Raw genomic sequence first — 22,226 nt, forward strand, 5'->3', positions numbered from 1 at the left:
CTTCCGTGAGTAGCATTCCTGACCGGCGGCCGTGCGAGTGGCAGCTCTTTCCACTACAGCACTCGCCGCCATCTTCAGCTAGGGCAAATCCGTAGGGCAAAATGGCATGGTGACCCAACTTCCCCCGCACCAGTCAGCAGAAGCCGCCATCCACGCCCTGATCGCCGAAGAGCTCGGCGTGAAGTCCTGGCAGGTCAAAGCCGCCGTTGACTTGCTTGACGCCGGATCCACCGTCCCCTTCATCGCCCGGTACCGCAAAGAGGTCACCGGGACGCTCGACGACACCCAGCTGCGCGAGCTCGAGGAGCGGCTGAGGTACCTGCGGGACCTGGAGGACCGCCGTCGAACGGTTCTTGAAGCGATAGCCGCCCAAGGCAAGCTGACTCCGGAACTGGAGGCCGCCGTCGTCGGGGCCGATACCAAATCCCGGCTGGAGGACATCTATCTGCCCTTCAAGTCAAAGCGACGCACCAAAGCGCAGATCGCGCGCGAGGCCGGCCTCGAACCGCTCGCCGACGCGCTTCTCGCGAACCCGCAGCTCGAGCCTGAGCGCGAGGCCGCCAAGTACCTGAACGCCGAGCATTCTATTGACGACGCCTCCGCTGCCCTCGCCGGCGCCCGCTCGATCCTGGTGGAGCGGGTTTCCCAGGATCCCGATCTGGCGGAAACCCTGCGGGAGCGGTTGTGGACACAGGGCCGGATGGTATCGCGGGTGAAGAAGGGCCAGGAAACCGAAGGACAGAAGTTCAAGGACTATTTCGAGTTCTCCCAGGTGCCTTCCGGCATGCCCGGCCACCGCGTGCTCGCGCTCTTGCGCGGTGAGAACGACGGCGTCCTTGAGCTGGATCTCGCCGAGGCAGAACCAGCCGACGACGACGCCCTGGCCGCCGCGCGAGGCCGGTACGAGAACGCTGTGGCCAAGTGCCTCGGGGTCGCCGAGCGTGGCCGTCCCGCCGATTCGTGGCTTGTGCAGACCGCGCAAATCGCGTGGCGCTCGCGGATCCTGGACCGGTTGAGCAACGACCTTCGCGGCCGGATGTTCGCACAGGCCGAGGACGAAGCCGTCCGTGTGTTCGCGGCCAACCTCCGCGATGTGCTCCTCGCGGCCCCGGCCGGAAACCGCGCCACGCTGGGCCTTGACCCGGGACTTCGCACGGGCGTGAAGGTGGCCGTGGTTGATGGCACCGGCAAGGTCGTGGCCACCGATACCGTGTATCCGCACGCTCCTGCCAAGAAGTGGGACGAGGCCTTGGTGACGCTGGAGCGCCTGGCACGGCAGCACGGCGTCGAGCTGGTGGCCATTGGCAATGGAACGGCCTCGCGCGAGACGGACAAGCTCGCCGTTCAGCTCATCAAGACGCTCGCCGCGTCCGGTGGCCCTACTCTGCAGAAACTCGTGGTGTCCGAGGCCGGCGCGTCGGTGTACTCGGCGTCCGCGCTCGCCGCTGCGGAACTCCCCGGCATGGACGTGTCCCTTCGCGGTGCTGTGTCCATCGCCCGGCGCCTGCAGGATCCGCTGGCGGAATTGGTGAAGATCGAGCCCAAGTCGATCGGGGTGGGGCAGTACCAGCACGATGTCACGGCGGCGAAGCTGGACCGTTCGCTGGATGCCGTCGTCGAGGACTGCGTGAACGCGGTGGGCGTGGACGTGAACACGGCGTCGCCCGCGCTCCTGGCCCGGGTGGCCGGCGTCGGGCCGCTCCTGAGTGAAAACATCGTGGCGTACCGCAACGAGAACGGCCCGTTCGCCAAGCGAGCCGACCTCAAGAAGGTGCCGCGGCTGGGCGCGAAGGCGTTTGAGCAGTGTGCGGGCTTCCTGCGGATCACCGGGGGAGCCGAACCCCTGGATGCGTCCAGTGTGCACCCCGAAGCGTACTCGGTGGCCCGGAAGATCGTGGCCGCTGCGCGTGGAGCTGCCGTCTCCTCGCTGGATCCGCAGGCGTTCGTGGATGGGACGTTCGGCCTGCCCACTGTCCGCGACATCATGTCCGAGCTCGAAAAGCCCGGCCGCGATCCCCGTCCCGCCTTCGCAGCGGCGACATTCTCCGAGGGCATCGAGAAGATTTCGGACCTCTTGCCCGGCATGATCCTGGAAGGCACTGTTACCAACGTGGCGGCATTCGGTGCTTTCGTGGATGTCGGAGTGCACCAGGACGGCTTGGTGCACGTGTCCGCGCTGGCGAACAAGTTCGTGTCCGATCCCCGCGAGATCGTGAAATCCGGACAAGTGGTGCGCGTGAAGGTTTTGGAGGCTGACCCGGAGCGGAAACGGATTTCCCTCACGCTAAGGCTCGACGACGAACCCGGCACCGCGGGCGGGTCCGGTTCGCGCGGCGGCGGCCGTGGGCGCGGCGAGCGTGGGGGCGGCGAGCGGCGCCCTGCGCCGCAGGTTGCGCCGGTTCGGAAGGCGGCTCCTGCGAAGACGGCTCCTCAGGCGCCGGTCAACACGGCTATGGCTGAAGCCCTCCGCAGGGCCGGGCTGGGAAAGTAGCTCAGGGTCGGCGCCTCCTAGAGCCGACGCTCCTGCATCTTTGGTGCCCGGATGGCGAACGCTCCTGCATCTTTGGTGGCCGGATGGCGAACGCTCCTGCATCTTTGGTGCCCGAATGGCGAACGCTCCTGCACAAGTGTCACTTCGGACTCTAAGGGTCAGTTCTTATGTGCAGGAGCGTGCGTCGGTAGTGCCTTAAAGGTGAGCGAGCGTCGAGCTCAGCTGCCGTTCGCGTCGCTGGGGACCCGCTACGGTGCCGGGACTAGGGTGCCTGGATTACGGCGCTGGGATCGGGAAGAACGCCCGTGGATCCTGCAACAAGGCGGGGTAGTCGAAGTCCGAGCGGTCGATGATTTTGGTGACCTCGAAGTTGCGGCCGAAACGGCCGTCTTCCAGGGTGATCGGCCGTCCGTGGATCTTGCCCATGGCGAACCTGGCGCCGCCCTCGATGGGGATGAGGACCGGCGTGTTGCCGGGGAGTGTCCTGAAGGCCTCGTCCTGGCGCTGGCGGTTGCGGGTGGGCTTCTTTTCGAGTCGCTTTGGTGCCTTCCGGGCGGTCTTGCCCGGGCGGCGGGACGTTTCGGAAGCGTACACGAATTGGTACCCGTCGCCGTCGCTGGTGGCGGCCTTGGCCTTGCCTGCGGCCGGCATGCCCACCTGCTCGATCTTTTCGGGGTCAACCTCGCCCACCGGGGCGCGGAGGACCCAGATGAAGTCGTCATAAGGGTCTTCGGGAATAAACTCGTGGCGAGGTTCCGGCCAGAGGTATTCCAAGTCCGTCGGAGTGTCGGGGAAGAGCTCGGCGTAGAAGCGAGGGTCCTTTTGGAGCAGCTTGGAGCGCTGGCTCAGGTGGAAATCGGGATCGCCCAGCCATGGCGGCATCGGAATCTTCGAGACGTAGTCCGGGTGTGCTGCCTGGGGTGCGAACTCGGTGATGCTGGCGCGGGTGTTGTCCGGGTTTCCGCGGGCGACCCATTCGTCCACCATGGCCAGGCCGTAGAGAGTGAGCGCGGGAACGTAACCCATCCACATGCGAATAGCGGGGTGGGAGGGCCGGCCGAACTCGGGAATCACCAGTGCGCGGAGGATCTGCAGTGCTTCGACACGCTGCTTGCCAAGCCTTGCGGTGTCCAAGACGGCAGCACTTTGCTTAAAATCGGGGAACGGGAGGAAGGTCTGCATCCTTTCAGTTTGAGGGCCGGAGGACGCAGAACCAAGTTGGCGCGGTGTGGACTTGCCTTGAGTCGTACTATCGGGGCCGTGATGAGCGCCGTTGGACGCCCGGCGGGTGGGGCCTTCCGCCCACGAGCCAGGCAATTCCGCCGGCAACGCTTCCCAGTATCAGGATTACGATCCATACCTCTTTGGAGAAGGTTCGCATGTCCCGTCCGTCGGTCCGGCTGAAGTCCACCAGGCTGTATGTCCAGATGCCGAGACAGGCAGTGAGGACCAGCACGGGGAGCCATGTGGCGAGGGAGCTGTCCATAGGATCAGTATGCGCCGGAGATGGGGAGCGTTGAGTATTCGACTTACTCTTGTCGGGTGGAAACTTTTGGCGAATCGACGACGACGGCGGCACCTCCGGTTGCCGAACTGCACCTGCACATCGAGGGGACGCTTCAGCCCGAGCTGATTTTCGCGCTCGCTGAGCGGAACGGGATTGAGCTTCCGTACGCGGATTTGGACGAGTTGCGTGCACGGTACGAGTTCACGGATCTGCAGTCATTCCTGGACCTGTACTACGCCAACATGGCTGTGTTGCGCACCGAACAGGATTTTGCGGACATGACCCGTGCGTATTTGGCACGCGCCGCGGCCGGTGGAGTGCGTCACGTTGAGATCATGATGGATCCGCAGGCGCACATCTCCCGAGGGGTGGCCCTGGAGACGTGCGTGAATGGTGTGGCGTCCGCACTCGCGACGTCGGTGGAGGAGTTCGGCGTCTCGACGCTCCTGATTGCCGCTTTCTTGAGGGACCTGTCCGAAGAGTCCGCGCTTGACGTCTTGGAGCAACTCCTTGCGATGAAGGCTCCGATTGCCGGGATCGGCCTGGATTCGGCCGAGGTGGGCAATCCGCCGTCGAAGTTTGAACGCCTGTACCGCCGCGCGGCTGAGGCTGGATTGCGACGGATCGCACACGCTGGCGAGGAGGGTCCGGCGTCGTATGTGTACGAGGCTTTGGACCTGCTTGGTGCCGAGAGGATCGATCACGGCATCCGTTGCATGGAGGATACCGCGCTGGTGGAGCGGTTGGTGGCCGAGCAGGTTCCGTTGACCGTGTGCCCACTGTCCAACGTTCGGCTGCGTGCTGTGGATACCTTGGCCGAGCACCCTTTGCCTGCGATGTTGGCCGCGGGATTGAACGTTAGCGTGAACTCGGATGACCCTGCGTACTTTGGCGGATACGTTGACGACAACTTCGAGCAGCTCGTTGCTGTGCACGGGTTGTCTGTGGGGGACCGGGCACGGCTGGCCGCGAACTCGGTGCGTTCATCGTTCGCGGACGATGGCCGGAAGGCCGAGCTGTTGGCTGAGGTGTCTGAGTGGGAGAAAGCTTCCGCCAACTGAGCGGCGGTTATCCGGCACCGGGACAGCCTTCGCCGTTTGCGTTGACGATGCAGTTGTCTGCATAGCGCTTGACCTGGGAACGCCAGACTTTGACGATCTGGCTGGGGCTTGCGATCTGTGCTTGGCCCGTGATGGGAGTCCAAGCGCCGTTGCCTATCCGGTACTCGCCGTTGTAAAACGTGGTGACCGACACCGGGAAGTCGCCCGTCGCTTGGTAGACGTGGCTAGTCCTCGTTTTCTCGCCCCAGCGGTCTTCCGGAAGATACCCGCCAGCGAATTTCTGGGGTCCGACCGCGGTTCCGTCACCATAGTTGAAGGTGAAGTCGGTGGGGGTTGCCCGCACGGTCAGTGCGGTACCCAGGACGGTTGCGGGTATTTCCTGGGTGGCGGCTTCCGCGAATACATTGGTCTCGGCACCAATGAGGGTGTGCGGTCTCGGCTGAATCCCGAGGGTAGCCGCCGCGATGGGCAGCTTTTGGAAATCTGCCAGCGAGACCCCGGGAAAAGGCTGGTTGTTGGCACCTTCTGGCTTTGGGTCGCAGCGCGGCGATTCGAGCGGGACGGCCCGTCCCGTCTTGCTGAAGACCATGTAGGTCTGGACCAGGGTCTGATCTTTGGCACAGAAATCCGGAACGCTGCAGAGGGGATCCGCGCCCAACGAACGGTCATTGAGACAAGCCTTACGGACTTCCTCATATTGATCGGGTAGGTCTTTGCTTTCAACAAACGGGGCTGTCACACCTGCGGAGTCTTGGTTCGGATTGACCACTTTGGAGCCCGCGGCGGCAGCGCAGGCGGCAGCGATTTCTGCCGCAGACGCATCCCAACCAACCCTGACTTGGTGTGGCGAACCTTGGCATTCAACGGCTTGAGCTGAAGGAACCTGCAGAATGGTTGAAGCCAAAAGGCCCGCGGCTAGTGCTAGGACTAGAGTCACAGACCGAGGCACGGAAGAACGGGGCCGACTGGATGAGCGGGTCATGCTGCTCCGCTTGGTTTGCCAATGTCGCCAAGTTCCCAGCCGCTGTCTCGAGGAACCACTAGGAACAGGCTCGCCTTGGCGTCGCCTCCACCGCTAGTTGAAAGGACCGAGCCGTCAGAGTTCATGAATTTGGCGACCTCTTGCTGCATGGTAATCGCACCCGAAAGTTGACCATATTGGTTCGCAACCATGGCTGAATCGGCCGAAATGAACTTCATCCGGGCGCCGACTATCCATTTGCCGCCTGCATACGCATCTGCCACGACAAACTGCACATTCTTACAAGTCGTGCACCCGCCCCCCGTCACCTCAAACAGCGGCCCCGTGTCGCCCGTTTCGTATGCGTACGAGAGCAGCCCCACCCAATGCTTCATGAAAGCCTGGAGGCCTTCTTTGGTGTGTGCTTTGGCTTCCGCCGGCATCACTGGCAGGGGAACGTTCTGGGCTTTGCCCTTGTGGTCCGCTGGTTTGTAACTTGGGGTGGGGGAGACAGTGGGTCCGGGAGGAGAGCTCGTTGGCGGCGAAGGGGCCTGGGATCCAATGCATCCGACCAATGTCAACGCGAGGAAAACGATCGATGCGAGCGGCGCAAAAACCCGCCGCAAACGGTTTTCGTCGCGGCTTGCTCGGCGCGAGGGGGCCGAAATGGGATAGGTCATGGTCTCTACTTCCCCCGATAGATTGCCAGAACTGGTTCCAAGGGTAACGAAGCCAGCACTGCGCCGTCTTGTCTCATCGGGCGTATGTGGATAACTCCGGTTCGAGGCACATCACGCCCGGGGGAGGCACAGTTCGAGGTCCGTGCCCAGACCTCTTACTACTCATCAGTAATTGAGACTCCTCAATCACTTTCCATCGTTTGGACGTAATAGTGGGTCACGACACACGGTGTTAACCAAGAACAGTCGCCAGAATTTACAGAACATTGGCAGACTGCTGGAGGAATGTTCGCCGTTGAAGGAGATCCATTGGCAGCCAAATCCGCCGTCGAAAAGAGCAGTGTCCGCCTCAAGACCGTCCTTGACGTCTTGGCTGAAGGAACTTGGTCAGAGAAGTCGTTGAATGCCGGCGAGATCCTGGCTGAAGCGATTGTCCGCGTCCCGCTGGACGAGCGAGAGAGTGAGCTTCTCAGCGGAGGCATTCCGCGCGGCCACAAGAGCCTGACCACGGAGACCGCGAAGCTGGTCAAAGCCGGCTGGTTGGTCAAGGGGCGCTCGGGCTGGACCATCACCGACGACGGCCTTCGCGCCACCGTCGCTTTCGCTAAGCCGGACGAGTTCGCCGTCGCCCTGGCCGAGGGCACCCCTGTTCCGGCAGATACCCCTCTTCCGACCGCGCCGCCCAAGAAGGCTCCCGCGCGGAAAACGGCAACCAGGAAGGCGCCCGCTGCGAAAGCGGCCCCCAAGAAGGCTGCCGCACCCAAAGCGACTGCCTCCGTCGAGAAGCTCGAGCAGCCGTCCGCCGTCGCGATCGCCGGTGATTTCAACACGGTTCTCGGCGCCCCCGAGGATTGGGCCCCACAGTACGACGAGGTCCAGATGAAGTTCAACGCCCGACGCAAAGTCTGGACTCTCGCCGCCACGCTGCCGGCCGGTTTCTACACCTACAAGATCGCACTGAACCGCTCGTGGGACGAGAACTACGGCGCGTTCGGCGTGCGTGATGGTGCCAACCACGAGCTAAACCACGACGGCGGCAAGGTCACCTTCACGTACGACCACGCCACGCGCGACATCGTCATCGGCTAGCTGTAACTCGCGCGTTTCCTCCAAGTCCACCTTCGGTCTTGGAGGAAACGTGGAGCTTGTAGCCGAACAAAGCGCCCCGCCTCCGAGGTTAGGGTTGGTCAGAGAACCCATCAAGGAGCTAACGATGACTGATGCCACCTTCCGACACAACGTTGACCGCGAGCGTTTTGAAGTGCTGGCTGACGGCGGCGTGATTGGCAAGGCCGCGTACAAGACGTACGACGACGGCGGGTCCCCGCAGCGGATCTTCTACCACACCGTGATCAACGAGGAGTACGGCGGACAAGGTCTTGCCGGCAAGCTCGCCGAGGTAGCTCTGAGTGAAACGGTGAGTGTAGGACTGCGGATTGTGCCGGTGTGCCCTTTCATTCAGGCGTTTCTCACCAAGCACCCGGAATACGCGGCGAACACGACGTCCCCGACACCCGCGCACCTGGATTACCTCAACGCGGCTCTCGCTCCGGCCGCCAAGGCCTGACGGACCGCCGGTTCCCGGCAGGCCGCCCGGGCGCGCCGCCGTCGACCCTTAGGAGTACATCAGCGAGCCCGGAGTGGTGAGGACCTCACCTGTCTCAAGCCACGTCTTCAGGCCGGAGAGGATCATCGGCCAACCGCCGTAGATCTGGTCGTTGCCGCCTTCCCGCAGCTCGCTGTGGGTGACGGTGAGGTGGCAGGAATCGCCCACGGGTTCGATCTCCCAGGTGACGCGTGAGGTGCCCTCGGCCTTGACGTCCTCGCCCCAGAGCGCGCGCATGGTCTGGACAAGCCTGCGCGGGGGATCGACCTCCACGTTTTCGCCTTCGCCGAGGACCATTCCGTTGGCTTTGGGGTTGTGCATTTCGTAGTGACCGCCGGGTGTCCAGTCCGCGACGTGGGTGTTGCCGAACTGGTATTTGCTGCGGATGTCGCTGTCCGTGATGGCTTCCCACAGCCGCTCCGGGGTGGTCTTGATGTAGATTTCGAAGATTTTTTCCACGGGATTTTCCAATCTGGTTTTGAGGTCGCTCAATGCAGCGGCCCATGGTTCTGCATATTTGCTCACCCAGCGGTCGTGGACGAGCCTGATGGGTACCGGATTCAGGAAGTGGAGCTTCTCGCGACCACGACGGCGGGTCACAACCAGTCCGGCGTCCTCAAGGATCTTGAGGTGCTTCATGATCCCGAAGCGGGTCATGTCGAACCGAGCTTCAAGAGCGCTCAGGGTCTGGCCGTCCTCGCGGAAGAGCTCGTCGAGCAGGTCCCTGCGGGTGGGGTCGGAGAGTGCCTTGAAGACGGCGTCCATGGCTCCAGAATAGGTGACCATTTAGTCACATGTCAACGGTTTTGAGGTCACCCTGTGGGTGACAGGTAATAGCCGTCCCTGCCTCGTTCACCCGTGTCTTTCTACGATGGGAATGAAGTCAACACGAACGAGGAGAACACCATGACCGAACAATCCCGCGCCCAGCAGCTCGTCGGGGACATCTCGCCCAAATTGGCCTCCCTTACAGACGACGTCCTCTTCGCCGACGTCTGGGAACGGCCCGAGTTGGCCAAGCGCGATCGGAGCCTCGTCACCGTTGCCTGCCTGGTCACGAGCGGCAGCACCGAACAGCTGGTGGGGCACTTGCGCTTGGCGAAGGCGAACGGGCTAAGCGAGGCCGAACTCAGCGAGGCGATCACGCATCTGGCCTTCTACGCGGGCTGGCCAAAGGCCATGTCCGCGATGGCGGTCGCCAAGCAGGTTTTTGCCGAGTAGCGGCGCCATCCCTGGCGCGCGTCAGCCATCGACGACGGCGTGCCTCCCGCCGCGGGCGACCCCATCTTCGCGATGGGCTCATGTCCGCGAGGGTTGTATCTGATGCGGGCGGTGATTGCTTTGCGAATGTGGGGCCGGAACATCCTGGTCGTGTGGCTGACGTCGATGAGTCGACTCGCTCTACTTTACTGGCCGGTAACTAAACCGTAGACTCGCCCCCAAGCCGTCCGCTGGATTCGATCCGCAGGGCGGTTCCGTTCGGATCAGACTTTTCCTGCCGATTACGGCGTCGGGCTGGAGGCGGCCCGGGGCCGGCAACCTGTCCATCGCAGCATTTGCCGCGGGCAGGAAAAAGGATGACCAATGAAACTATTCCGTGTACCAGCCCTGTTGGCCGAACGGCGCCGGCTTTTTGGCAAACGGGCGCTCGGCGCATCGCTGGTCCTCGGCGTCGTTTTGTCCGGGTTGACTGCCGGGCCTGTTCAGGCGGTCCTTCCCGCCGGGGATGCGTGGGTGGTGAGTGTCGGGGACTCCTATATTTCGGGGGAGGCTGGCCGCTGGGCAGGCAACTCGAGTGACGCGGCGCAGACTGACGCATTGGGGGCCGCCGCCTACCTGGACGCCGGTAATAAAGAGAGAACTGCCGGCTGCCATCGCTCATCTTCGGCGGCGATCAGGATCGGACAGGCGAACGCACTCAACCTGGCCTGCGCAGCGGCCAAGGCCGCGACGGCGTGGAACGCCTTCGGACAGTTCAAGCCCGGACTAGATTTTTACGACGACGGCGCCGGAAATATCGGACAGGCCCTGGCCTTGCAGACCTTCGCTTCGGGTAACCGAGTGAAATGGTGGCTGTATCCATCGGCGGGAACGATCTCGGTTTCCCGGGAATCATCGCAAACTGCGTCTCCATGTTCTTGACCAGCTCTTCGTGGGCTCCGAGTCACTGCAAGGACTCCGCCGCGGTGGCCAGCAACTTCTCTGCGAGCAACCGGGCAGCCGTGGCGTCGCGGATCGGCACCGCGCTGGCCAATGTGGCCAAGGCCATGTCCAATGCCGGCTACGCGGCAGGCGACTACGGCCTGGTGGTTCAGAACTATGTTTCACCGCTGCCCCGTAGCACGAATATTTCCTACCCGGAGGGCGGATTCAGCCGTCAAAGTACATACGGCTGCGGATTCTGGAACGCCGACCTTGACTGGGCCGCCGGGACTGCCCACCCTGCCATCAACTCCACTATTGCCTCCGGCATCGCCGCGTCACAAGTGGCCAATGTGCAAACGGTTGATGTGTCCACCCTGTTCAGCGGCCACGAACTGTGCGCCTCCACTACGGAGAAGCTCAACAACACGCCGTTGGCCAATTGGCGGAGCCCGGGTGCGGTCGATGTCAGTGAGTGGATCAGCGAAGTCCGGACGGCAAGCGCCGCATTCAGCGACTACTACGTCCAGGAATCGCTGCACCCCAACTACTGGGGTCAGCTGGCGCTGCGGAGTTGCCTCCGGCAAATCTACAACGACGGCGATGTCCGCTCGGGGATCTGCACCGCCGGGACCGGGCTGACGGCTGCAGGCGAACCCGTGGTCACCATCAGTTGATATGTAGTGCTCGTTTGTGAAGGGCGCGGTGAAGCGGTCCCCGGCTAGCTTGTCTGGGACCGCTTCCTTTTGTGTTTCCGGTGCTGCTAGACATCCGGGTCCACGTCGTCATTTACTCTGCCGGAATCGTGGAGCAGATTGTGGTTGTTTCAGGGCCCGCCTGTGGGTTCCATCTTGGCAATCCCAAATGGATGGTGAATTTCTCTCAAAAAGTCAAACTTGGAGTGGCCCGCATCCTTGTAGCAACAATATGACAGTATTGGTCATATTGTTCTTCCGGGCGCAAAGTTTAGACACGGAAGCCCCGCGCCGACCTCCCGGGAGGGTGGACGCGGGGCTTCAATGACTCCAAATAGTGGAGCGGCTCTTGCCTTTGGGGATCAGATTAGCCCAAGCGTGCGGGCAACGTAGGTGATGAGAGTGGTTGCCCACCCCATAACAACGGGTCCAAATATGGTGATCAACTGTGAAATGATGGCTTCGATCCTAATCAGCTCCTTGTTGTTTCAAAACAGCAGGAAAATGGCCTGCCTGTTGGTTGGTGACATAAATGTAACTTAAAAAGTAGTTAACTAACAACAGTTGTCGCATCTATTTACAGAGTGGTTAATTTTTTAGTGCAACATTTGTCGTTCGATGAGTTGGTGACTACATCCCCCGGGGCGAAGAACCCCACCATGGATAAACCCTGTTACGAAGGTCGGACATCGTTAGCCCTCGCACTCAACGTCGACCGAGCCCCGGCAATCCCTAGGTGTTGAGGTCCCAATGAGCCCGGATCGCCTTAGCGACCGGATCGGTGGTGACATCGACCCGGAAAGCAACGGGAGCCGTGCCGGGCTCTTCGATGACCGCATCCCGGTACACGCGGCCGCACGATGGACATAGGGTGTAGAGGTCCTCGTCTTTGGGCCATAAGGCGAGCCCGGCGGGGACGGACGTGTCCCGTCCGAGGTAAACGGGGATGCCTTTTGAGTCGGCCTGAATCAGTCCGTCCTTGCTGACAGTGTTGCTGCAGATGCACGTGATGGTAGTGACATCATGATCGATGACATCGGCGAATTCAGTGTCCATGATGGGCTCCCCGGCGGTGGAAGAGACGTCCTGTGTGTAGCTTATGCCTGCTAATCCCCGGATGAGGTGTGGCTTCCGTGGAAAAATGGGCTCACGCACAACGCACAGCTAGGGGACTCGATGAAATCCAACGAACTGCTGCTGGATGCCTTTGGCCGGATCCGTGACATCGTCGCGGCTACCCTTGCAGGGCTCGACGGCGAGTCCTTGGTCCGTCGGCCTTCAGGCACCGGAAACTCGATCGCGTGGTTGATCTGGCATCTTAGCCGGGTGGAGGACGTACAGCTCGCCTCCGCTGCCGGCCTGGAACAGGTCTGGACCTCGCAGGGATTTGCCAAACTTTTCAACCTGCCGCTTCCCGAACGGGACACAGGCTACGGCCACACGAGCGAGAAAGTTGACACGGTGGAGGCGCCGCCGGAGCTGCTGCTCGAATATTATGACGCCGTTCACCGGCAGACGGCCGGGTTCCTGAAAACGCTCGGTGACACTGACCTGGATAGCATCGTCGACACCCGCTGGGATCCGCCCGTGACTTTAGGTGTGCGGATTATCAGCACCATCGCCGATTGCCTCCAGCATGTGGGGCAGGCAGCGTACGTCAAGGGCCTGGGGGCAAGTGCCTAACCGCCGGCACTCGCAGATTCGTTAACTAAGTCCAGTAGGGATCACTCAAGGCTGCGCGGTTTTGCGTCCGTAGGCTTCGTTGTGAGCCGAAGAAGGCTCGCTGCCATTGCTTCCGGGAATCAATGGCAGTACCAAACCCGGCAGTACCAAACCCGGCAGGGCCTCAACCATGCCAAGGACGCTCATTATGAAAGCCGCAAAACTTCTGGCCGTCGCTTGCCTTATGTTTGCTTGGATAGCCACACCGTTCTCCGCCGCGCATGCTCAACCCATGGGGTCTCCGGATCCGGCAGCAGCCTTGGGCAGTGACATTTCGTGGCCTCAATGCGGAGGTGGGCTACCTTCGGGCCAGGCGTTCGGGATCGTCGGCGTGAACGGGGGGAGGCCGGAAACGGCGAACCCCTGTTTCGCCGAGCAGCTGGGCTGGGCCAGCGGCTCGGTGGGCGGGACCAGCCAGTCGCCAGTCGCCTTGTACGTCAACACCGCCAATCCCGCAGGGGCCGGGTGGTGGCCGGCGTCCGATGCGGATGTGGGCATGAGCCGTCCAAACCCGTATGGGAGCTGCGACGGGACGGCTTCGGCGGCGTGCGCCTACCTCTACGGTTACGGCATCGCGTTCGACGACGTCAATCATTACGGCGTACCCGACCCCGCCAAGCACATGTGGTGGCTGGACGTGGAGACCGGGAACGCGTGGTCCTGGGACACCGTGGCCAACGCCGCCGATATTGAAGGCATGGCCGCCTACCTGCAAAGCATTGGAGCGGCGGTGGGCATCTATTCAACCTCGTACCAGTTCGGAGTAATCGCCGGGCAGCTTCATCCCGACAGCAATCTGAACGGGCTCAAGAGCTGGCTTGCAGGAGCAACGTCTACGGAGTCGGCAATGGAACTCTGCTCGGCCCCGCCCCTGACGGCCGGCGGCGTGGTTGCACTCACCCAATTCACCACTGACTTGGATTACAACTACTCCTGCATTCCGCCGGCACCGCCACCACCCCCGGCACCTGCGCCGGCTGCTGTTCCGGCGAAGCCCCCGATCCCGACGCTGACTACCGACGCCAGCGGTAAGCGGAAGCCGCTGCTGTCGATAGCGCAGAGCTGAGGCTTGCCCGCGGACGTTCGTGTCGCGTTTCGTGACCCGAGGCAACCATGGACCAGACTTAGGGGCGTGAGCAACAAACCCCGCCCTGGCCTAGCGATCGCTGCACTCAGCCTGGGGACAGCGCTGAATCCGCTGAACTCGTCCATGATTGCGGTGGCCCTGGTGGTGCTGCGCGAGGACTTCGCGCTTGACGTCGCTACGGTCACCTGGGTGATCACGTCCTTCTATCTTGCCTCGGCCGCGGGCCAGCCGCTGATGGGCAGGCTCGCGGATCGTTTCGGTCCCCGGCGGTTGTTCACTTTCGGTATGGCGGTGGTGGCTATTTCCTGTGCGTTGGCGCCGTTCTCGCCGAACTTCGCCCTAGTCTGCGTGGCCCGGGCGCTCATGGCGGTGGGGACCGCGACGGCGTACCCGTGCGCCGTCGTCATGGTCTCGACGCTCAGCCGGCAGGCGAACCTCAGCTCCACCCGGCCCCTGGGGCGAATCCAGATGGCGAACACCTCGGCAGCCGCGGTGGGACCCGTCGTCGGGGGTCTCCTAGTGAGCCTGGTCGGCTGGCAGGCGCTGTTCGCGATCAACGTGCCGATCTCCCTCCTCGCTTTGGTGGTGGTCCGGCGGGTGGCGCCGGCCGACGTCGCACGCGAAAGCGGCAGGCTCTCGGTCCTCCTGCGCGATTCCGACATTCCGGGCATCCTGGCTTTCATCGCCTCGCTGACGCTGGCCATGATGGCGCTGCTTAACGTGATGCCGTCCTACCGCTGGTGGTTCCTGACCGTCGCGGTGGTCCTGGCTGGGCTATTTGCTTTGCGCGAGTTGCGGTTCAGCCCGCCGTTCCTGGACCTGCGGCTGCTCGGCCGGAACCGGCCGCTCCTGCTCTTGTACCTGGGTTTCGCCGTGTTCAGCGCTGTCTATTATTTTTCGTTCTTTGGGCTTCCGCAGTTGCTGCAGCAGGCGGCAAAGTACGACGCCGGCGTGGTCGGCCTGCTCATGCTTCCCCTTGCTGCCATGTCGGTCTTCATGACTCCGGTGACGGTGCGATTCATGGAACGGTTCGGCGTGCGGTCCGTGATGATCGTGGGAGTCTTGCTTTTGGCGCTTGCTTCCGGGGCGTTGGGGCTGCTGACGCTGTCTTTCTGGCCTCCGCTGGTGCTGGTGCTTACGGCGCTGATGGGCGTTCCGTACGGCGTGGTCAGTACCGCGTCCAACCAAGGCCTGTACGTGTCCGCGCGGCCGGAGGACAGGGGAGTGGCCGCCGGGATCTTCCAGACATGCCGCTACCTCGGGGCCATTACGGCGACAGTGCTGATCGGTGTGCTCTATGGGCCCGGGGTGAACCAAGCAAACTGGGGGCTCATGGTGCTGGTGATGTTGGGGCTGAGTGCGGTGGTGTTCGTGCTTGCGGCAATGTGGCGGAGGCCGGGGGCCGTGGGTTAGCAAATCATATTGACACCCCCATGGGGCGGGAATAATCTCGGCCTTACGAGGTTCGTGGTCTCGGTCTGAGTGTTTTCGGCGCTGCCTCTGGGGGAGCTCCGCTAGTCGAATGAACTAGCGAGGAGAGTCCTCAATGTCTTGGGAAATGTCCGGAAAATATGTTGCCAATTGCAGTTGCGCGTTGATCTGTCCGTGCCCGGTGGACGGCAGGCCTAACAGTACGAACGGCGAGTGCCGCGGTGTCGCCGTGTTCCATGTTGCGGATGGGAAGCTCGATGACACCGACCTTTCGGGTGTCGACTTCGCCTTCGTCAATTTCTTCCCGTCAAACCTCACAGCGGGCGGTTGGAAGATCGGCGTCGTGGTCGATGAAGGCGCTTCGGAAGGGCAAGCGACCGCCCTCGAAAGCATCCTCCACGGCGAGGTCGGCGGACCGTTCGGGGATCTAGCTGCCCTATATGGCGAATGGTTGGGCGTTCAGAGGGCAAACGTCACGTTCTCGGATGGCGATAACCCGTCCGGCGCGGTGGGAGACAGCGTGAACTACACGCTGGAAACGCTGCCCGGACCGGGTGGCGGCGTCACCACCGTCAAGAACGCGATGTACGCCTTCGCTGCCGACTACATGATCGGCAAGGCGCCAGGGCACTCGGATCTCTTCGGCCTGGACTTCGACGGGATCTATGGCGAGAGCGGGGAATTCAGTTACGCAAGCGAGATGGCCGAAGGCGCCCCCAAGGGAAGGGCATGACGGCCGGGCACGTGCCGCGCAGAAGGTTAATCCCGGGAACTGTGGCGAGCGGTGCGCCGCGCGCCACAGTCTTCAACGTGGATCTGCGCGAGGCCGCTCTGGTCGCGGTTCTCCTTGTCCTCGCGGCCGTGAGCTGGATCGTTTCTGCCGTGCAAACCTCCGGGATGGACATGGGGCGGTGGACAGATCCGGGACCCCTGGGCTTCTTCCTTACTACTTGGGTTGTGATGCTGGCGGCGATGATGTTTCCGTCGGTGGCGCCCATGGTGGTCGCTTACGCCCGGATCACCCACCACCGCCGCGAAACCGGACGCTACGCTCCGTCAGGGTCTACGGCCGTGTTCGTTGCCGGTTACCTGATCTCGTGGACAATTTTCGGTCTCGCCGCCTACGCGTTCTACACAGCGGTGGCGGCGCTGGTCCCTGGCTTGTTTTCCTCTGATCCTGGCGGGCGCTATCTGGCTGCGGGAGTGATCTTTGCCGCGGCGGTCTACCAGCTCACGCCGGCCAAGAACGTTTCCCTGATGAAATGCCGGACCCCCATGGACTTCATCCTGCACCGCATCCGCTACGGGCCCATTGGTGCGCTGCGCCTTGGAGTGGAGCACGGCGCATGGTGCGTTGCCTGCTGTTGGGCGTTGATGGTGGCACTCTTCGCGCTCGGCGTGATGAGCGTCGGATGGATGGCTGTGGTCGGGGCGTTCATTGCGCTCGAGAAGATGCTCCCGTGGAAACGGTTCGCTAACCGCTCAGTCGCCGTGGCGCTGGGCCTAATAGCGGTGTTTGTCGCCTTTGTGCCGGTGATGGGGCCCGGGCTCGGGATGTAGGTTCAGGGAAAAATTGGATGGTCTCATTCATTAAGGAGTCGGAAATGGCAAATGGCACTGGACTGATCGAGCGTTTTTACAAAGAGATCATTGAGGGTGGAAATCTCGATCTCATTGATGAGCTGGCGATGGACGACCTCATCGATCACGAGCAGGCTCTTCCGGGGCAACCGCCAGGCAAGGACGGCGTCCGGTTCTTCGTCACCGCCGTCCGGGAGGCGTTCCCGGACATCAAGGTCAAGACGATCGAGCCATGGCTGGCCGACGGAAACCTGGAGGCGTGCTACGTGATTCTGACGGGCACGCACCGCGGGGAGATGGCGGGCGTTCCCGCATCGGGCAACAGCGTCGAATTCGACAACTGGATAAGCGGGTTATCGGTTTGGGGCGTATTCCCTGGCTTGGGGAACTGTGCTTCTGTCCGGAGCTTCTGTCGCGGAGCCTCCCGCGGTCAGGGCGTCTTGCCGGCTCGCTCCTGGGCGAAGTGGGGGTTCTTGCCAACGACGTAGCTTGCCATGGGTGCGCTGGCGGCTCCGGCGTGGCGGGACAGAGTCTGCTTGCTGTATCCGAGCATGCGGGCGAGTGAGGTGGCGTCGATTTCTTTGACCAGGCATTGCAGGGTGGCGTTGCGGATGCCCTGGATGTTGATGCCCATCCTGCGAAGTTTTAGGAGGTGGGTGTTGGGGGATCGGGGAGATCCTGCGCGGACGCCCGGGAAGAGCCAGCGGCTGTCGCGGTTGACTGTCTGCTGGCCGCCGCGGTTTTGGATGTGGGCCCAGAACATGGGTGCCAGCAGCTCGGGGATGGGCGCTGGGTACCGGCCGAGGTTGAGGAACATGCCCTTGCCGGTCACTTCGACGTCGTCGATGGTGAGCATGGCGATTCTGCCGATGGGGATGCCATAGAGCAGGAAGATCAGGCCTGCGATGCGGATCGAGACGGCGACGTTGTCGGCCTCGATGAGCTTGCGGACGAGGTCCAGGCGTTCCTGTTGGCTGAGGACAGGTGTCGTTTTGGCCAGCCGCGCAGCGACCTGGATGTCCTTCCCTGGCGTTTCCCGCTTGAGGTATTGGATGAAGTTCCTGATATGTCGACGGGTCGAGGTGCCCTCGGAGAGGTATTCGTCGAGATGGATCTGGCGGATGGAAGATGCTGTCCTGCCGTGCTCGTCGTGGAGCCAGCGGAGGAATTTTCCTGCTTCGGTGATCTCCTGTTTCGCCGAGCGCACGGCGTAGTTCATGTTCTTCGTCGCGGACGATTCTGTCCGAAGCCTTTTGAGGTGGTGCCAGCGGGCGAAACGCTCGATGGGTGCGTGGATTTCCGGTGTAGTGGAGAGTTGGTTGAGGCGTTCGTCGAGCCATTGTTCGAACATGGCCAGCTGGCGGTCTTCCTGGGCGGGCAGGATGCGGTTGTGGGTGAGGATTGCCCGGAGGTGCTCGACTGCCGGCGTCTTCGGAAGCTCGTTGAAAGCCTGGTGGGAGAGTTCGATCTCTCGGTCACCGATTCGTTTGAGCAGCGATGCGGATCGGCCACCGTTGCTGCGCAGCCAGGTGTAGATGCTCTCGGGTCGGGTGGATTCGGTCAATATCTTAATCAGGCGTTTTAGCCGCAGGTCGGGCGGGTCATTTGGCCTGAGGAGCTCTGTCAGATCGGTGGTGAGTACGCAGGTGATGCAGTGACCGCCGCGGAAGCGCTCGGCCTCGCGGCCGCAGTTGTCACAGGTGAGGTTTGTCGTGATGCCGGCGCACTCGCGGCAGGTGTCCTCGCCTGTATCGGTCCGGCCTGGGAGCATTCTGTCGGCGCCGCAGAGCGGGCATCGGCCGTATCGGTGGGTTGCGTTCGTGAAGCAGATGCCGCAGATGCGTCCGTCTGGCCAGCGGACCCGGATTTTTCCGGTGGTTTTCCCGCAGCGGTCGCAGCCCTCGCTCGTCCTGTTTGAGCGGGGACGGCCGCGCGGCTTGAACTCACTGCTCATGGGGGCGGGTAATGCGCGCCCGGACCGGCCGGTAGGCGGCCAGCAGGGGGACATCCGTGCCGTCGCCGACCGCGGTGCGACGGCGCTGCGTGCGGGCGTCCGTTGCGGTGTAGGTGAGGATTTCGTTGGCTTCGACCTTGAAAATGTCGCAGAGCGCTGCCAGGACCTGGAACGAGATCCGGTCCGGGTTCTGGCCGACGAGCCGGTAGATCTGCGACTCGGAGAGCGTGATGCCGCGCTCCCGAAGCGGAGCAACAAGATCACGGCTGTTACGCATTCCGGCGCGTGCCATCAGCTCCTTGACGCGAAACTGGTAGTCGATCTGACGGTTCATCGTGGTGTCTTTCCGGGAGGCGTTTTGGGTTTGGTCAGCACCCTGCTGTTGCTGGCCAGCAGGGTGTTGTTGAGAACGCGTTCGAGTTCGCGCGCGGCATAGTCGGGGGAGGGCAGGGTGTAGATCGTGGTGGTCGATGTGTGTTCGTGGCCAACCTGCATTGAGATGAACTTGGTGTCATAGCCGTGCTCGGTCTGCATGTGCGTGACGTAGGACCGGCGCAGGGAGTGAAGATCGAGCCCCGGCGGGAAGCCGAGTTCGTCAAGGAACCCGCGCATCCGAGCCCGGAGGTTCTTTTCCGGAACCAGGCCTCCACGGTCAGTCGGGAAGAGGTCGCCGACAGGCTGCCCATACCGGGGAAGGCCGCGTCTGACCCAGTCATCAACCGCCTCGGCCGCCCAGTCCACAAGGGTCAGGACGGACCGTTGCTTCTTGGGGGAGCCCTTCTGCGGCTTCCCGAAGCGGACGCGCAGAATGCCGTAGTCACCAAAGTACGGGGCCTTAACATTGCGGGAAAAATCCACGAGGCTGAGGTGACGAACCTCGTCGCGCCGAAGGCCCCAGCCGTAGGCGGTCTTGAAGGCGACAGCGTCACGCCACGCGGCAAGAGCGCCCTTGCGCCCCGAGTTAATAATCCGTTCGACTTCCAGGTCGGCCAGGTCGAAGAATGCCTGCAGCTCCTCGGGAGTGAAGGCACGCTTTTCCGGACCCATATCGGCATCCTGGACGTGTCGGGCCTTGTTGAACTCGGTGATCACCTGGGAAAAGGTTGTCCCGAAGAGCCGCCCGCAGTTCTCGTTCCACGGGTATTCAGGGTTGGTTGCATACTCGCAAAACAGCTTGATGTCCGTCTGGTAGGCCCGGACGGTGGAAAGGGCAAGGTTCTCAACACCGCGAAGATGAGCGAACAGCTCGTCCGCGTCGACCGGGCCCCATTCCCAGGGATACTTGCCCGAGAAGTCCGCCAGGCGCATCACAGAGGCGACCCGGCGCTTGGTCGTCTGCAGGGTGAAGTTCTGCGCCAAGTGGGATCTCTTCCACCCGGTGAGCACTTCGCTCAGGAACCCGTCACGGTCCGGCTCCCGATTCGGCAGAGGCAAGAACGCGAGACCGCCGAACTTATCACCCAAGAAGCCTCCTATGTCGACTGCAAGTTTTGCAGTCGAGATGCAAAAAATGCAAACCCAAGGCCCAAAACGCCTGGTAAGTCGCCGATTATGCAGCCGTTCAGCGCAGGGCGCACCGGTTCGCCCGAGCAGATCCCTGCCACGGCGAAGCGAGTAAACGGGCTGGTCAGAGCGGATTCCTACGCCTGCGCGGCCGTTATCAAGAGTGGACATATTCGCAGAAAATGCGGACAACCTTTTTACAGCACTGACATAATCCGCGTTGAGGACGGCAAAGTGGCTGAGCATTGGGGAACCACGAACAACCTGAGCCTCATGCAGCAGATCGGCGCCGTACCCCAATAGCGTCTCCCGCCCGCGCTCCTAGCAGCGGGCGGGAGGCATCCAGGTGAGCCGGGAAGTCTGGTCGGCAGGTCGATAGGTCTGTCATGGAACCGGAGATCCCCGTGAAAATTCTGCGCGGAACGTCCACCAGAGGTGGTCTGGGAAGAGGTTTGCGGTCCCGCACCGCGCTGCTGTTGGCGTTTGCCTTCGCGGTCATGGCCGACCCTGTCTCCTCCGTTGCGTATGCCATCGAAGCGGCCCTGCGCGCCCTGAACGGGGATTTGGCGTTGCTGGTCCCGGCGATGGGCCTGGTGGTGGCCATCGTCGCCCTGGTCGTCGTGAACTACCGGCAGCTCGTCGCCCGCTACCCGAGAGGCGGCGGGGCGGCTGCCGCGGTGGGTGAGGCCTTCGGAGACGGCGGGTCTTTCATCCCGATCGGCGGGCTGGTGGTGGATTTCCTGCTCACTATCGCGATCAGTGTCTCGGCGGCCTCCTCGGCGGTGATCGCTTATTTCCCCGCCCTTGCTCCCTGGCGGGTGCTGCTCGGGCTGGGCCTGGTGGTCCTTGTCGGTGCCGCGTCCTGGTTCGGACATCTGGGCCGGCTGGTCTTCGCGGCGATGACTGTGGCCTTTATCGTCGTTTCCGTTGTCGTCCTTGTCTACGGTCTGGGCGCAACGCCTCGACCGGTTGGCATGATCACGGGCGCCCCCGGGCATCAACCGGTCCTTGCCGTGGTGCTTGCCTTCCCGGTCGCCATGGCCATGGCCACCGGCGTGGAAGCGGCGACCTCGGCGGTTGCCCAGCTCGGGCAGCTCGACAACGCCGGGAAGCGCCGCTTCGGGCAGCTCACCCTCTGGCTGACTCTCGCCATCGTCGGTACCATCACCCTTGGCCTCGCCCTGGAGGCCGCGCAGCTGCACGTCGGCGTCCCTCCGGAACACAGCACGCAGATCGCCGAACTCGCCCGCCTCGCTACCCCGGCGCCCGTGTTCGCCGCCTTCCAGTCGGTCACTGCCCTGCTGCTGCTCTCCGCGGCTTCCTCGGGCTTCCAGGCTGGACCGGGCCTGCTCAAGGCTCTGGCACGCCACATCAACCCCAACGGTGAGACCGTCGGCATCCTTCCTCCCTCCCTGGGCCGCACCAATCATCACCACACCCCCTATTGGGGCGTCGCGGTGTTCATCGTCCTAGCCGGAGCCGTGACCGCCATCGCCGGCGGCAACGACCAGGAGCTTGTCCTGTTCTATGCCGTCGCGGTCTTCCTCAGCTTCCTCGCCGGCCTGGTCTCCATGGCACTCTTTGCCCGCAAGGACCGTCACCCGGGGCTCCTCATTTTGAACACCGTTGGAGCTATCGTCGTGGCCTTCACGCTCATTGCCAACCTCGTCCGCGGCTTCCCCATCATCAGCCTCGCCGTCGCCCTCGCCATCGCAGGCCTCCTCTTCCGGGCCTGGACCAAAGCAGGACGCCCTCGCGGCATCCGTAACGCGGCCGCGGAAGCAGAGATCGAATGACGCACGCAC

The 22,226-nt window shown here is 62.8% G+C and carries 25 protein-coding genes; 16 read left to right on the forward strand and 9 right to left on the reverse strand.

The window, feature by feature from the left end:
• The first annotated feature begins 106 nt into the window (after positions 1–106).
• Positions 107–2,491, forward strand: a complete 2,385-nt coding sequence (locus A3M3_RS0110420) for a Tex family protein (protein ID WP_028266275.1) — start codon at positions 107–109, stop codon at positions 2,489–2,491.
• A 276-nt stretch (positions 2,492–2,767) separates the two neighbouring features.
• Here the strand turns inward: A3M3_RS0110420 and A3M3_RS0110425 are convergent, their stop codons facing one another.
• Both A3M3_RS0110425 and A3M3_RS24660 read right to left on the reverse strand, forming a co-directional pair.
• Positions 2,768–3,673, reverse strand: coding sequence for an MSMEG_6728 family protein (locus tag A3M3_RS0110425; RefSeq protein WP_028266276.1), 906 nt, complete (start codon positions 3,671–3,673; stop codon positions 2,768–2,770).
• Between the two features lie 67 nt (positions 3,674–3,740).
• A complete protein-coding gene (locus A3M3_RS24660) occupies positions 3,741–3,977 on the reverse strand; it encodes a PLDc N-terminal domain-containing protein (protein WP_051423108.1) in 237 nt (78 codons plus the stop codon).
• Between the two features lie 56 nt (positions 3,978–4,033).
• On the opposite strand from A3M3_RS24660, the gene A3M3_RS0110435 reads away from it, so the two are divergent.
• Positions 4,034–5,059 (forward strand): adenosine deaminase, encoded by a 1,026-nt coding sequence (locus A3M3_RS0110435; protein ID WP_028266277.1) that lies wholly within the window; start codon positions 4,034–4,036, stop codon positions 5,057–5,059.
• A gap of 7 nt (positions 5,060–5,066) precedes the next feature.
• On the opposite strand, the gene A3M3_RS28855 is transcribed toward A3M3_RS0110435, so the two are convergent.
• Both A3M3_RS28855 and A3M3_RS29265 read right to left on the reverse strand, forming a co-directional pair.
• Positions 5,067–5,798, reverse strand: coding sequence for a hypothetical protein (locus A3M3_RS28855; RefSeq protein WP_231497231.1), 732 nt, complete (start codon positions 5,796–5,798; stop codon positions 5,067–5,069).
• 239 nt (positions 5,799–6,037) lie between these two features.
• Positions 6,038–6,700 carry a DUF6318 family protein gene (locus A3M3_RS29265; RefSeq protein WP_269317273.1) on the reverse strand — a complete coding sequence of 221 codons (663 nt, stop codon included), beginning with the start codon at positions 6,698–6,700 and terminating at the stop codon, positions 6,038–6,040.
• 309 nt (positions 6,701–7,009) lie between these two features.
• On the opposite strand from A3M3_RS29265, the gene A3M3_RS0110450 reads away from it, so the two are divergent.
• Positions 7,010–7,789: a pullulanase X25 domain-containing protein gene (locus A3M3_RS0110450; protein ID WP_028266279.1), complete on the forward strand. Its 780-nt coding sequence runs from the start codon at positions 7,010–7,012 to the stop codon at positions 7,787–7,789.
• A 124-nt stretch (positions 7,790–7,913) separates the two neighbouring features.
• Positions 7,914–8,267, forward strand: coding sequence for a GNAT family N-acetyltransferase (locus tag A3M3_RS0110455; protein WP_028266280.1), 354 nt, complete (start codon positions 7,914–7,916; stop codon positions 8,265–8,267).
• A 48-nt stretch (positions 8,268–8,315) separates the two neighbouring features.
• On the opposite strand, the gene A3M3_RS0110460 is transcribed toward A3M3_RS0110455, so the two are convergent.
• Positions 8,316–9,071, reverse strand: a complete 756-nt coding sequence (locus A3M3_RS0110460) for an ArsR/SmtB family transcription factor (protein WP_028266281.1) — start codon at positions 9,069–9,071, stop codon at positions 8,316–8,318.
• 141 nt (positions 9,072–9,212) lie between these two features.
• On the opposite strand from A3M3_RS0110460, the gene A3M3_RS0110465 reads away from it, so the two are divergent.
• The 3 genes from A3M3_RS0110465 (at position 9,213) to A3M3_RS28510 (ending at position 11,125) form a co-directional block, all read left to right on the forward strand.
• Positions 9,213–9,527: a carboxymuconolactone decarboxylase family protein gene (locus tag A3M3_RS0110465; RefSeq protein WP_028266282.1), complete on the forward strand. Its 315-nt coding sequence runs from the start codon at positions 9,213–9,215 to the stop codon at positions 9,525–9,527.
• A gap of 363 nt (positions 9,528–9,890) precedes the next feature.
• Entirely contained in the window at positions 9,891–10,448 is a 558-nt protein-coding gene (locus A3M3_RS28505; RefSeq protein ID WP_197023196.1) for a hypothetical protein, read from the forward strand.
• A gap of 44 nt (positions 10,449–10,492) precedes the next feature.
• A complete protein-coding gene (locus A3M3_RS28510; RefSeq protein WP_231497232.1) occupies positions 10,493–11,125 on the forward strand; it encodes a hypothetical protein in 633 nt (210 codons plus the stop codon).
• A 750-nt stretch (positions 11,126–11,875) separates the two neighbouring features.
• Here the strand turns inward: A3M3_RS28510 and A3M3_RS0110475 are convergent.
• A complete protein-coding gene (locus A3M3_RS0110475; RefSeq protein WP_028266283.1) occupies positions 11,876–12,199 on the reverse strand; it encodes a hypothetical protein in 324 nt (107 codons plus the stop codon).
• 120 nt (positions 12,200–12,319) lie between these two features.
• On the opposite strand from A3M3_RS0110475, the gene A3M3_RS0110480 reads away from it, so the two are divergent.
• From A3M3_RS0110480 to A3M3_RS27435, 6 genes are all read left to right on the forward strand, one after another.
• A complete protein-coding gene (locus A3M3_RS0110480; RefSeq protein WP_028266284.1) occupies positions 12,320–12,826 on the forward strand; it encodes a mycothiol transferase in 507 nt (168 codons plus the stop codon).
• Between the two features lie 187 nt (positions 12,827–13,013).
• A complete protein-coding gene (locus tag A3M3_RS24675; protein ID WP_197023201.1) occupies positions 13,014–13,931 on the forward strand; it encodes a hypothetical protein in 918 nt (305 codons plus the stop codon).
• 66 nt (positions 13,932–13,997) lie between these two features.
• Positions 13,998–15,365, forward strand: a complete 1,368-nt coding sequence (locus A3M3_RS0110495; RefSeq protein WP_028266285.1) for an MFS transporter — start codon at positions 13,998–14,000, stop codon at positions 15,363–15,365.
• 145 nt (positions 15,366–15,510) lie between these two features.
• A complete protein-coding gene (locus A3M3_RS0110500; RefSeq protein ID WP_231497328.1) occupies positions 15,511–16,116 on the forward strand; it encodes a DUF1326 domain-containing protein in 606 nt (201 codons plus the stop codon).
• Positions 16,113–16,943, forward strand: a complete 831-nt coding sequence (locus tag A3M3_RS0110505) for a DUF2182 domain-containing protein (protein ID WP_051423110.1) — start codon at positions 16,113–16,115, stop codon at positions 16,941–16,943. Before A3M3_RS0110500 ends, A3M3_RS0110505 begins: the two co-directional genes overlap by 4 nt.
• A 44-nt stretch (positions 16,944–16,987) precedes the next feature.
• The gene (locus tag A3M3_RS27435; protein ID WP_035741609.1) at positions 16,988–17,452 is read left to right on the forward strand and encodes an ester cyclase; all 465 of its coding nucleotides are present in this window, start codon (positions 16,988–16,990) and stop codon (positions 17,450–17,452) included.
• Here A3M3_RS27435 and A3M3_RS24680 read toward each other — a convergent pair.
• Positions 17,395–18,528 (reverse strand): hypothetical protein, encoded by a 1,134-nt coding sequence (locus A3M3_RS24680; protein ID WP_231497233.1) that lies wholly within the window; start codon positions 18,526–18,528, stop codon positions 17,395–17,397. The genes A3M3_RS27435 and A3M3_RS24680 overlap by 58 nt on opposite strands.
• A gap of 90 nt (positions 18,529–18,618) precedes the next feature.
• On the opposite strand from A3M3_RS24680, the gene A3M3_RS28860 reads away from it, so the two are divergent.
• Positions 18,619–18,882, forward strand: coding sequence for a hypothetical protein (locus A3M3_RS28860; protein ID WP_231497234.1), 264 nt, complete (start codon positions 18,619–18,621; stop codon positions 18,880–18,882).
• 25 nt (positions 18,883–18,907) lie between these two features.
• Here A3M3_RS28860 and A3M3_RS0110520 read toward each other — a convergent pair whose 3' ends face one another.
• Both A3M3_RS0110520 and A3M3_RS24685 read right to left on the reverse strand, forming a co-directional pair.
• Positions 18,908–19,252 carry a helix-turn-helix domain-containing protein gene (locus A3M3_RS0110520; RefSeq protein ID WP_012311535.1) on the reverse strand — a complete coding sequence of 115 codons (345 nt, stop codon included), beginning with the start codon at positions 19,250–19,252 and terminating at the stop codon, positions 18,908–18,910.
• Complete coding sequence (locus A3M3_RS24685) at positions 19,249–20,382, reverse strand: tyrosine-type recombinase/integrase (RefSeq protein ID WP_035741616.1); 1,134 nt, start codon at positions 20,380–20,382, stop codon at positions 19,249–19,251. The genes A3M3_RS0110520 and A3M3_RS24685 overlap by 4 nt, the downstream gene beginning before the upstream one ends.
• Positions 20,383–20,469: 87 nt before the next feature.
• Between A3M3_RS24685 and A3M3_RS28865 the strand changes: the two genes are divergently transcribed.
• Together A3M3_RS28865 and A3M3_RS0110530 are read left to right on the forward strand one after the other, a co-directional pair.
• Positions 20,470–20,724 carry an ester cyclase gene (locus A3M3_RS28865; RefSeq protein ID WP_231497235.1) on the forward strand — a complete coding sequence of 85 codons (255 nt, stop codon included), beginning with the start codon at positions 20,470–20,472 and terminating at the stop codon, positions 20,722–20,724.
• 83 nt (positions 20,725–20,807) lie between these two features.
• Positions 20,808–22,217, forward strand: coding sequence for a hypothetical protein (locus A3M3_RS0110530; protein WP_231497236.1), 1,410 nt, complete (start codon positions 20,808–20,810; stop codon positions 22,215–22,217).
• The last annotated feature ends 9 nt before the right edge of the window (positions 22,218–22,226 follow it).

Source organism: Arthrobacter sp. MA-N2 (genome assembly GCF_000517125.1).
GTDB classification, from domain to species: Bacteria; Actinomycetota; Actinomycetes; order Actinomycetales; family Micrococcaceae; genus Arthrobacter; species Arthrobacter methylotrophus.

Coding starts and splice junctions, on each gene's coding strand:
- A3M3_RS0110420 (WP_028266275.1), top strand. CDS start 107: ATGGTGACCCAACTTCCCCCGCACCAGTCAGCAGAAGCCGCCATCCAC.
- A3M3_RS0110425 (WP_028266276.1), bottom strand. CDS start 3,673: ATGCAGACCTTCCTCCCGTTCCCCGATTTTAAGCAAAGTGCTGCCGTC.
- A3M3_RS24660 (WP_051423108.1), bottom strand. CDS start 3,977: ATGGACAGCTCCCTCGCCACATGGCTCCCCGTGCTGGTCCTCACTGCC.
- A3M3_RS29265 (WP_269317273.1), bottom strand. CDS start 6,700: ATGACCTATCCCATTTCGGCCCCCTCGCGCCGAGCAAGCCGCGACGAA.
- A3M3_RS0110455 (WP_028266280.1), top strand. CDS start 7,914: ATGACTGATGCCACCTTCCGACACAACGTTGACCGCGAGCGTTTTGAA.
- A3M3_RS0110460 (WP_028266281.1), bottom strand. CDS start 9,071: ATGGACGCCGTCTTCAAGGCACTCTCCGACCCCACCCGCAGGGACCTG.
- A3M3_RS0110465 (WP_028266282.1), top strand. CDS start 9,213: ATGACCGAACAATCCCGCGCCCAGCAGCTCGTCGGGGACATCTCGCCC.
- A3M3_RS28505 (WP_197023196.1), top strand. CDS start 9,891: ATGAAACTATTCCGTGTACCAGCCCTGTTGGCCGAACGGCGCCGGCTT.
- A3M3_RS0110475 (WP_028266283.1), bottom strand. CDS start 12,199: ATGGACACTGAATTCGCCGATGTCATCGATCATGATGTCACTACCATC.
- A3M3_RS0110480 (WP_028266284.1), top strand. CDS start 12,320: ATGAAATCCAACGAACTGCTGCTGGATGCCTTTGGCCGGATCCGTGAC.
- A3M3_RS24675 (WP_197023201.1), top strand. CDS start 13,014: ATGAAAGCCGCAAAACTTCTGGCCGTCGCTTGCCTTATGTTTGCTTGG.
- A3M3_RS0110500 (WP_231497328.1), top strand. CDS start 15,511: ATGTCCGGAAAATATGTTGCCAATTGCAGTTGCGCGTTGATCTGTCCG.
- A3M3_RS0110505 (WP_051423110.1), top strand. CDS start 16,113: ATGACGGCCGGGCACGTGCCGCGCAGAAGGTTAATCCCGGGAACTGTG.
- A3M3_RS27435 (WP_035741609.1), top strand. CDS start 16,988: ATGGCAAATGGCACTGGACTGATCGAGCGTTTTTACAAAGAGATCATT.
- A3M3_RS0110520 (WP_012311535.1), bottom strand. CDS start 19,252: ATGAACCGTCAGATCGACTACCAGTTTCGCGTCAAGGAGCTGATGGCA.
- A3M3_RS28865 (WP_231497235.1), top strand. CDS start 20,470: ATGCAGCCGTTCAGCGCAGGGCGCACCGGTTCGCCCGAGCAGATCCCT.
- A3M3_RS0110530 (WP_231497236.1), top strand. CDS start 20,808: ATGGAACCGGAGATCCCCGTGAAAATTCTGCGCGGAACGTCCACCAGA.